The sequence below is a fragment of the Kitasatospora brasiliensis genome (assembly GCF_032654805.1).
Lineage (GTDB): Bacteria > Actinomycetota > Actinomycetes > Streptomycetales > Streptomycetaceae > Kitasatospora > Kitasatospora brasiliensis.
Window position 1 is genome coordinate 694297 of record NZ_JAUOOW010000006.1, and the last position, 9711, is coordinate 704007.

The 9711-nt window shown below is 71.8% G+C and carries 4 protein-coding genes; 2 read left to right on the top strand and 2 right to left on the bottom strand.

The window, feature by feature from the left end:
• Positions 1-258 precede the first annotated feature (258 nt).
• Positions 259-4770, bottom strand: coding sequence for a HAMP domain-containing protein (locus QWJ13_RS25860; RefSeq protein ID WP_432277607.1), 4512 nt, complete (start codon positions 4768-4770; stop codon positions 259-261).
• 575 nt (positions 4771-5345) lie between these two features.
• Between QWJ13_RS25860 and QWJ13_RS25865 the strand changes: the two genes are divergently transcribed.
• Positions 5346-7907: a SpoIIE family protein phosphatase gene (locus tag QWJ13_RS25865; RefSeq protein ID WP_316527363.1), complete on the top strand. Its 2562-nt coding sequence runs from the start codon at positions 5346-5348 to the stop codon at positions 7905-7907.
• A gap of 326 nt (positions 7908-8233) precedes the next feature.
• The gene (locus tag QWJ13_RS25870; protein ID WP_316527364.1) at positions 8234-8797 is read left to right on the top strand and encodes a GPR1/FUN34/YaaH family transporter; all 564 of its coding nucleotides are present in this window, start codon (positions 8234-8236) and stop codon (positions 8795-8797) included.
• Between the two features lie 17 nt (positions 8798-8814).
• Here the strand turns inward: QWJ13_RS25870 and QWJ13_RS25875 are convergent, their stop codons facing one another.
• Positions 8815-9660: a phosphatase PAP2 family protein gene (locus tag QWJ13_RS25875; protein ID WP_316527365.1), complete on the bottom strand. Its 846-nt coding sequence runs from the start codon at positions 9658-9660 to the stop codon at positions 8815-8817.
• Positions 9661-9711 lie beyond the last annotated feature (51 nt).

Sequence of the window (9711 nt, forward strand, 5' to 3'; positions counted from 1 at the left end):
CGGCAACCGCGTACTGCCCACCGCTACCCCGGTCATGCTAGCCGCACCCCCTCGCCCGGCACATCGCTCCGTCGTGACCCGATCCGGAGCGGTGTGCGGTCAGTGCTCCGGCGCGCGCTCACCAGCGCGTCGCCGTCCGGTCACTGTTCGCAACGATCGGTGACCCTACCGGGTTCCCGGGGCCCTCCGCCAGCAAACCGGCCGCCCGGCTGGGGTGAACCCCGGGGCCCGGTCCGGGGCCCGCGCCCGCGCTCGCTCTCACGCGCGGTCGCCGTTCAACCACTCGTTCATCACGGACAGCAGGTGGTCGGTCTCCACCGGCTTGGTGATGTGGTCGGTGGCGCCCGCCTCCAGCGACTTCTCCCGGTCGCCCTTCATCGCCTTGGCGGTCAGCGCGATGATCGGCAGGCCGGCGAACTGGGGCATCCGGCGGATCGCCTCGGTGGTCGCGTAACCGTCCATCTCCGGCATCATGATGTCCATCAGGACCAGCGCCACGTTCTCGTGCTGCTCCAGCATCTCGATGCCCTCGCGGCCGTTCTCCGCGTACAGGACGGTCAGGCCGTGCTGCTCCAGCACGCTGGTGAGGGCGAACACGTTGCGGACGTCGTCGTCCACGATCAGCACCTGCTGGCCGTCGAAGCGCCGGCCGCCGTTGACCGGGCGGGGCGGGGCGGGCTCCGCCGTCCGCGGCCCGGCGGCACTCTCCAGGGCGGCGGCGCTGCGCCGGCGCTCCACCGCGCCGCGGCGGCGCTCCTCGGCCAGTTCGCGGACCTCCTGGGCCCAGTGGTCGGCCGGGTTCTCGCCGACCGGCACCGGCAGGCCCACCGGGGTCACCCCGACCGTGGCGCGCGGCGCCAGGCCGTTCGGCGCGGCCTGGCGCGGCTCCCCGGCGGTCTCCGGGGCCTCGGAGCGCAGCGGCAGGTAGAGCGTGAAGGTGGAGCCCCTGCCCAGCTCGCTCTCGGCGTGGATCTCGCCGCCGAGCAGCCGGGCGATCTCGCGGCTGATGGACAGGCCGAGGCCGGTGCCGCCGTACTTGCGGCTGGTGGTGCCGTCGGCCTGCTTGAACGCCTCGAAGATCTCCCGGAGCTTGTTGTCGGGGATGCCGATGCCGGTGTCGGAGACCGCGAAGGCGATCAGGGCGTCGTCCGGGGCCTGGATCGAGCCGGACTCCAGCAGCCGCTCGCGCACGTACTGCGGGGTCTCCGGGCCGGCCGGGCGGATCGAGAAGTCGACGGCTCCGGCGTCGGTGAACTTCACCGCGTTGGAGATCAGGTTGCGCAGCACCTGCTGGAGCCGCTGCTCGTCGGTGTGCAAGGTGACCGGCAGGGCGGGCGAGACCCGGACGGCGAAGTCCAGGTTCTTGTCCAGCGCGACCGGCTGGAAGGTGGCCTCCACGTAGTCGACCAGCTGGACCAGGGCGATCCGGGCCGGGCGGACGTCCATCTTGCCGGCCTCGACCTTGGACAGGTCGAGGATGTCGTTGATCAGCTGGAGCAGGTCGGAGCCGGCGCCGTGGATGGTGTCGGCGAACTCGACCTGCTTGGGCGAGAGGTTGCCCTCGTTGTTGTCGGAGAGCAGTTTGGCCAGGATCAGCAGCGAGTTGAGCGGGGTGCGCAGCTCGTGCGACATGTTGGCGAGGAACTCGCTCTTGTACCGGGAGGCCAGGGCGAGCTGTTCGGCGCGCTCCTCCAGGACCTGCCGGGCCTCCTCGATCTCGCCGTTCTTGATCTCGATGTCGCGGTTCTGCTGGGCGAGTTGCTCGGCCTTCTCCTGCAACTCCTCGTTGGTGCGCTCCAGTTCCTCCTGGCGGGCTTCCAACTCGGCGGAGCGCATGGAGAGTTCGGCGGTCAGCCGCTGGGACTCCAGCAGCAGTCCCTCGGTCTTGGTGTTGACGCTGATGGTGTTGACGGTGACGCCGATCAGGTCGGCGATCTGGTTCAGGAAGTCCAGCGCGACGGTGGTGAAGGAGCTGAAGGTCGCCAGTTCGATCACGCCCAGCAGTCGGCCCTCGAACAGCACCGGCAGCACCACGATGTGGGCCGGGGAGGCCTCGCCGAGCCCGGAGGCGATCTTCAGGTAGCCGGGCGGCGCCTCCTTGAGGATGATCGCCCGCTTCTCCACCGCGGACTGGCCGATCAGCGACTCGCCGGGGCGGAAGGTGGTCGGCATCGCCCGCCGCTGGTAGCCGTAGCTGCCGATCAGGCGCAGCACGGTGTCGTTCTCGTCGTCGTCCTCGGTGATCAGTTCGGCGGTGCGGCCGGCCGGCTGGGCGAGGAAGAAGGCGCCGTGCTGGGCGGAGACCACCGGGGTCAGCTCGGTCATGATCAGCGAGGCGACGGCCTCCAGGTCCCGGCGGCCCTGGAGCAGGCCGGAGATCCGGGCCAGGTTGGTCTTGAGCCAGTCCTGCTCCTGGTTGGTACGGGTGGTCTCGCGCAGGTTGGCGATCATCTGGTTGATGTTGTCCTTGAGCTCGTCGAGCTCTCCCGCGGCGTCCACGTCGATCCGCAGGCTCAGGTCGCCCCTGGTGACGGCGGTGGCGACCTGGGCGATCGCGCGCACCTGCCGGGTCAGGTTGTTGGCCAGCTCGTTCACCGACTCGGTGAGGTCCTGCCAGGTGCCGTCCACGCCGGGCACCCGGGCCTGGCCGCCGAGCCGACCGTCGGTGCCCACCTCGCGGGCGACCCGGGTGACCTCGTCGGCGAACGCCGAGAGCTGGTCGACCATGGTGTTGATGTTGGTCTTGAGCTGGAGGATCTCGCCGCGCGCGTCGACGTCGATCTTCTGCGAGAGGTCGCCGCGGGCGACCGCGGTGATCACCAGGGCGATGTTCCGCACCTGACCGGTGAGGTTGTTGGCCATCTGGTTGACGTTGTCGGTCAGGTCCTTCCAGATGCCGGCCACGCCCGGCACGCTCGCCTGGCCGCCCAGCGTCCCGTCGGTGCCCACCTCGCGGGCCACCCGGGTCACCTCGACCGCGAAGGCGGACAGCTGGTCGACCATCGTGTTGAGCGTCCCGGCGAGCGCCGCCACCTCGCCCTGGGCGTCGATGGAGATCTTCTTGGACAGGTCGCCGCGGGCCACCGCGGAGGCGACCTCGGCGATGTTGCGCACCTGTCCGGTCAGGTTCGACGCCATGAAGTTGACGTTGTCGGTCAGGTCCTTCCAGATGCCCGACACCCCGCGCACCCGGGCCTGGCCGCCCAGGATGCCCTCGGTGCCCACCTCGCGGGCCACCCGGGTCACCTCGTCGGCGAACGCCGAGAGCTGGTCGACCATGGTGTTGACGGTCGTCACCAGCTCCAGGATCTCGCCCCGGGCGTCGACGGTGATCTTCTTGGAGACGTCGCCGCGCGCCACCGCCGTGGTCACCTCGGCGATGTTGCGGACCTGGCTGGTCAGATTGTTGGCCATCAGGTTGACGGAGTTGGTCAGGTCCTTCCAGATGCCGGCCACGCCGGGCACGCTGGCCTGGCCGCCGAGGATGCCCTCGGTGCCGACGTCCCGGGCGACCCGGGTGACCTCGTCCGCGAAGGCGCCCAGCTGGTCCACCATCGTGTTGATGGTGTTCTTCAGCTCCAGGATCTCCCCGCGCGCGTCCACCTGGATCTTCTGCGACAGGTCGCCCTTGGCGACCGCGGTCGTCACCTGGGCGATGTTCCTCACCTGATCGGTGAGGTTGTTCGCCATGAAGTTGACGTTGTCGGTGAGGTCCCGCCAGACCCCGCCCGCCCAGGGCACCTGCGCCTGGCCGCCGAGCCGTCCTTCGGTACCCACCTGACGGGCCACCCGGGTCACCTGCTCGGCGAAGCCGGAGAGCTGGTCGACCATCGTGTTGATGGTGTTCTTCAGCTCCAGCATCTCGCCGCGCGCGTCCACCTCGATCTTCTGCGAGAGGTCCCCGCGCGCCACCGCCGTGGTCACCTGGGCGATGTTGCGCACCTGGCCGGTCAGGTTGTCGGCCATGAAGTTCACCGAGTCGGTCAGGTCCCGCCAGACCCCGGCCACCCCCGGCACCCGGGCCTGCCCGCCGAGCCGCCCCTCCGTCCCCACGTCCCTGGCCACCGCCGTCACCTGGGCGGCGAAGCCGTTCAGCTGGTCCACCATCGTGTTGACGGTGTTCTTCAGCTCCAGCATCTCGCCGGCCACCTCGACGGTGACCTTCCGGGACAGGTCGCCCTTGGCCACCGCCGTGGTCACCTGGGCGATGTTGCGCACCTGGGCGGTCAGCCGGCCCGCCATGGTGTTGACCGAGTCCGCCAGGTCCTTCCAGCTGCCGGACACGCTGCGGACCTTCGCCTGACCGCCGAGCTTGCCCTCGGTGCCGACCTCAAGGGCCACCCGGGTCACCTCGTCGGTGAACTCGGAGAGCTGGTCCACCAGCCCGTTGACGGTCCGCCCGATCTTCAGGTACTCGCCGCGCAGCGGGTGACTCACCCCGTTGCTGTGCAACGAGCGCAGCTCCATCTTCTGGTCCAGGTCGCCCTCGGCGATCGAGGTGAGCACCCGGCCCACCTCGGCCATCGGGCGGGCCAGGTCGTCGATCAGCGCGTTGCAGTTGTCGACCGCCGCCATCCAGGCGCCCTCGCCCGCACCGGTCTCCAGCCGCTCGTTCAGCCGGCCCTCGCGGCCCACCGCCCGACGAACCCGCGCCAGTTCACCCGTCAGGTGCTGGTTGCGCTCGGCGACCTCGTTGAACACCGCGGCGATCTCGGCCAGCGGCCCGTCCCCCGGGACGGTCAGCCGGCGGCGGAAGTTGCCGTCCCGCATCGCGGTCAGCGCCGACAGCAGCTTGCGCAGTTCGGCGGGCTCCGCGCCACGGCTGTGGCTCACCCGCCGGCCGGCCGCGTTCCGCGGCACGGCCCCGGGGCGCCCACCGCGCGGGGCGGGCGGCGTCGTACCGGTTGCGTCCTTGGTGGCCGAACTCAACGGACCCCTCCCACGATCGTGAACTGTCCGGTGACCGTTCGTGCCGGTGCGGCACGCGCCCGGGCACCGGCCCGGCTGGGCTGCGTACCGACGGCCTGCGGGCATGCCGGCACCCACACGACCGTACTGCTCCCACCGGCCGTCGCGGACCCCCCAGTCTGGCAGCACCTGCGCCGGGTGTACGGCCGGTTGCGCCCGGTTCGTACCGCACCCGTCCGAAACAGGTGGGCAGAATCACCCTCTGGTGCCTGTTTCGACTCCCCGCCCCCACGGGGAACCAACCGGAAAGTAGGGTGGAGCGCTGCACCGGGCCACGACCCGACCCAGCGCCGCCGCTCACCCCGACGGCGCGCACGGGGAGGCGGCGCCGCACCCCCGGACAGCCAGGGCAAGAGCAGCAGAGGAGAAGTGGCAACGTGGTCACCGCGCGCGCAGCCGCCACCTTCGGACCCGACGGCCGGTCCGCGGCCGCCGCCCGGGGCTTCATCCGGGACGCTCTGCTCGGCTGGGGGTTGCCCGAGGTCGTCGACGACGCGGTCGTGCTGGTCAGCGAGCTCGTCACCAACGCCGTCGTGCACGCCGGCACCGACGCCGAGGTCTGCTGTCTGCGCGAGGAGCAGACCGTCCGGATCGAGGTCACCGACCACCATCCCGAGCGCGGCCTGCCCTCCCTCGGCGACGTCCCGGTCACCGCCTCCGACCGCTACGCCGACCCGGACGGCGAAGGCGGCCGCGGCCTGCTGATGTGCTCCGCCCTCGCCGAACGGTGGGGCGTCGAGTACGCGGCCGGCCGGAAGACCGTCTGGTTCCGCCTCACCCTGCCCGCACACGTGCTCGGCACCCGCTACGCCGTTCCCGCCACTCCCGGCAGCGACCTGCCCAGCGGCCCCGGCCCGGTGCACGTCGCCGTCGTCCAACTCGACGAGGACGGCCGGGTGCTGGCCTGGAACCCGGACGCCGAGGCGCTCTTCCAGTACCCCGCCGCCACCGTCCTCGGCCGCCCCTGGGCGGACCTCGCGGTCTGGCCCAAGTCCCCCGCCCGCGGCCTCGGACTCGCCGACACCCTGCGGATGGCCCGCTGGGAGGGCGGCTACGGCATCCGCCGCCGGGACGGCCGCGAGGTCGAGGTGTACGGCGTCCAGGTCCGGCTGCGCGACACCGAGGGCGTCCCCTCCACCCTCTGTCTGCTCGTCCTCGAACCCGAGCGCGCGGTGCTGCGCTCCCCCGCCCGCGCCCTGCCCGGCGAGCGGCCCGACCAGGCCGGCCCCCGGCTCGACCTGCTGGCCGGCCCGGTCGCCGGTGACGACCTCGACACCCTGCTCCAGCGCACCGTCGAACGCGCCCGCGACCTGCTCGACGGCGACGCCGCGTACCTGCTGCTCACCACCGACGACGAGGCCGAGTTCGAGGTCCGCGCCGCCACCGGCCTCACCGCCGGACACCGCCGGCACGCCCGATTCCCGGTCGAGACCGGCAACCGCTACGACTCGGCCCGGCTGCCCTCCGTCCACGAGGACCTCGCCACCCGGCCCACCGGCCTGCCCCTGCTCTCCGACAGCGGCATGCGCTCCCTGGTCACCGTCCCGCTCAAGGTCGAGGGCCGGCTGATCGGCTCGCTCGGCATCGCCGCCTCGGTGCCCGGCCGCTACGACAACGAGGACGCGCTGCGCCTCCAGTCCGCCGCCGACCGGGTCGCCCTCGCGGTGGAGAGCACCCGGCTGACCGAGCTCGAACAGCTGCGCCGAGGCTCGCTCTCCTTCCTGGTCGAGGCCTCCGACCTGCTGGCCGGAACGCTCCAGCACGAGCAGACCCTCGCGCTGATGGCCCAGATGGCCGTCCCGACCCTCGCCTCCTGGTGTGCCGTCTACACCACCGCCGACCACACCTCACCGGGCCGGCTCGCCTTCGTCCTGCACGAGGACGAGGACCGCATCGACCCGCTGCGCGACCTGCTCGACAAGACCCCCGCCCCGGAGGCCGGACCCAGCCAAGGCGTCCGATTCTGGACGGCGCCCACCGAGACCGCCGAGGCCGGCGGCCTCACCGACGGCCCCGAACTCGCCGGCCTGCTCGGCGAGACCGTCGTGCTCGCGCTGACCGCCCGCAACCGGGTCATCGGCCTGCTGGTGCTCGGCGTCCCGGCCGGCGTCCGGTTCCGCCAGGAGATCCTCGAACTCGCCGAGGACCTGGCCCGCCGGGCCGCGCTCGCCCTGGACAACTCCCGCCTCTACTCCGAGCGCACCGCCACCAGCCAGGCCCTCCAGCGCAGCCTGCTCCCGCCGGACCTGCCGGAGATCCCCGGCGTCGAGGTGGACGTCTACTACCAGGCGGCCGGCGAGGGCAACGAGGTCGGCGGCGACTTCTACGATCTGTTCCCCATCCGCGAGGGCACCTACGGCTTCGCCATCGGCGACGTCTGCGGCACCGGCCCCGAGGCCGCCTCGGTCACCGGCCTGGCCCGGCACTCACTGCGGCTGCTCGCCCGCGAGGGCCTGGACGCCCCTCAGGTGCTGCGCCGGCTCAACGCGGCCATCCTGGACGAAGGCTCGCGCAGCCGCTTCCTGACCCTGCTCTACGGCGAGCTGACGCCCCGCCCCGACGGCAGCACCGAACTCTCCCTGGTCTGCGCCGGCCACCCGCTGCCACTGCGCCTGCGCACCGACGGCCAGGTCGACCGCGCCGCCACCCCGCAGCCGCTGCTCGGTGTCATGGACGACCTCGACCTCACCGCCGAGACCCTGGTGCTCGCCCCCGGCGAGGTCCTGCTCTGCGTCACCGACGGCGTCACCGAACGCCGCGAGGGCCGGCGGATGCTGGGCGACGACGGCCTCGCCGAGGTGCTCACCGGCTGCACGGGCCTGACCGCCGGTGCGGTCGCGGCACGGGTGCAGCGCGCGGTCGAACGCTTCGCCCCGGAGCCGCCGTCGGACGACATGGCGATCCTGACCCTGCGGGTGCCCACCCAGCGCCAGGGGTGAGCACGTCCCGGCTCAGACCGTACTGACGCCGTCACCAATTGTTATATTCACAACGGTACAAGCGCATCGGACCGGGTAGACCGATCCCACCGGGGAGTCCCCCGGCGGGGACGTGACCGGCGGCTCTTCGCGCCGGCTCCTCACGTCCGATGGCCCATCACCTCAGGACCGCGGCCCGCGCACGCTCTCAGCCGTGCGCCCTCGGCGCGGTCGCGCGCGTCCGTTCGACTCCGCGCATCCCGGTTCCTCTTCCTTCCTTCCTTCCTCAAAGACGACACCACAGCGTCACTGCGCCCTGCGCGCGCCCAGAGTGAAAGGAGCCTCCGGTGAGCAACGACGCTACCGGGGCAACGAACGCCCGTTCCACCGGCGCCGACGCGAGAAACCTCGGCCACCTCGCGCTCGGTCTCACCCTGCTCGCCTACGGCCTGCTCTCCACCGGCATCCTGCACGGCGCCGGAGTCGGGGACGCGACCCGTCTCGTCCACGTACTCGGCGGCATCACCCTCTTCTTCGCCGGCATCTGGCAGCTCCGCGGCGGCGAGGGCTTCAGCGGAACCGCCTTCACCAGCCTCGCCGCCTTCTGGATGACCTGGTCGGTGGCCGGCGGTGCCCACAAGAACGCCGCCGGCCTGTTCCTGCTGCTGTGGGCGCTGCTCGCCCTCACCCTCACCGCGGCGAGCTGGGGCGCGGGCCTGCTCAGCCGGGCCGTCTACGGCCTGCTGACGCTCTCCCTGGTGCTGGCCGCCGTCGCCATGTTCGGCGGCTACGGCGGGCTGGCCAAGGCGGCCGGCTGGATCGCGGCCCTCTCCGGGCTCGCCGCCTGGTACTGGGCCACCTCCGCGCTGAGCAACGGCTCCTGGGGGAAGGTCTCCCTGCCGGTGAAGTGACCGGCAGGGGCCGTGCCTCAGCCGAGCTGCTTCAGCGGCGCGTCAGCGGCGCCGTGGGGCCGGCTCTCCGTCTCGGCGGAGGCCCGGCCCCGTCGGCGTGCCACCAGCGCCAGGACGGCGTACGCGAGGAGCAGGATCGCCACCGCCACGATGCCGTCCAACCAGAAGTGGTTGGCCGTCACCACCACCACGGCGACCGTCAACACCGGATGCAGCACCATCACCCATCGCAGCGAACTGCGTGACACCCGGATCACCGCCACCGCCGCCAGCACGCACCAGGCGACGTGCACCGAGGGCATCGCTGACAGCTGGTCGGCCACCACGACACCCCCGACCGCGCCGCCGTACACCGACTGCCCGTACTGGGCGGCCACGTCGACGAAACCGTTCTGCGGCAGCATCCGCGGCGGCGCCACCGGGATGAACTGCACCAGCAGACAGACCGCGGTCGTGATCACCACCGTGTTGCGCACCCACGCGTACCGCTCGCGGTGCCGCAGGAACACCCAGAGCAGCACCCCGAGCATGACGGCGAAGTGCATGACCGCGTAGTAGTAGTTCGCCAGCCTCACCAGCACCGGGTACGGCGTGACCGCCTTCTGCCAGGAGGCCTCGTCGGGTAGTCCGACCACCTGCTCGGTGTGATGGATCCAGCTCGCACGGTCCAGCGCGTGGTCCGTGCTCATCACCGAGAGGTGCCCGACCAACTGCCAGAGCGCGAACAGCGCCAGCAGCGTGCCGGCCTCCCGCAGCAGTGCCGTCAGCCCCGGCTTCCGGCCCTTCGACGCGGCGTACGCGCCCGCATAGAGGCCGATGCCGGCGGCCCCGGCGGAATGCCAGGTCAGGGTCAGATTCTGCATTGGCAGAGGGTAACGCAAAAAGCCCCTTCCCGGATGGGAAGGGGCTTTTCG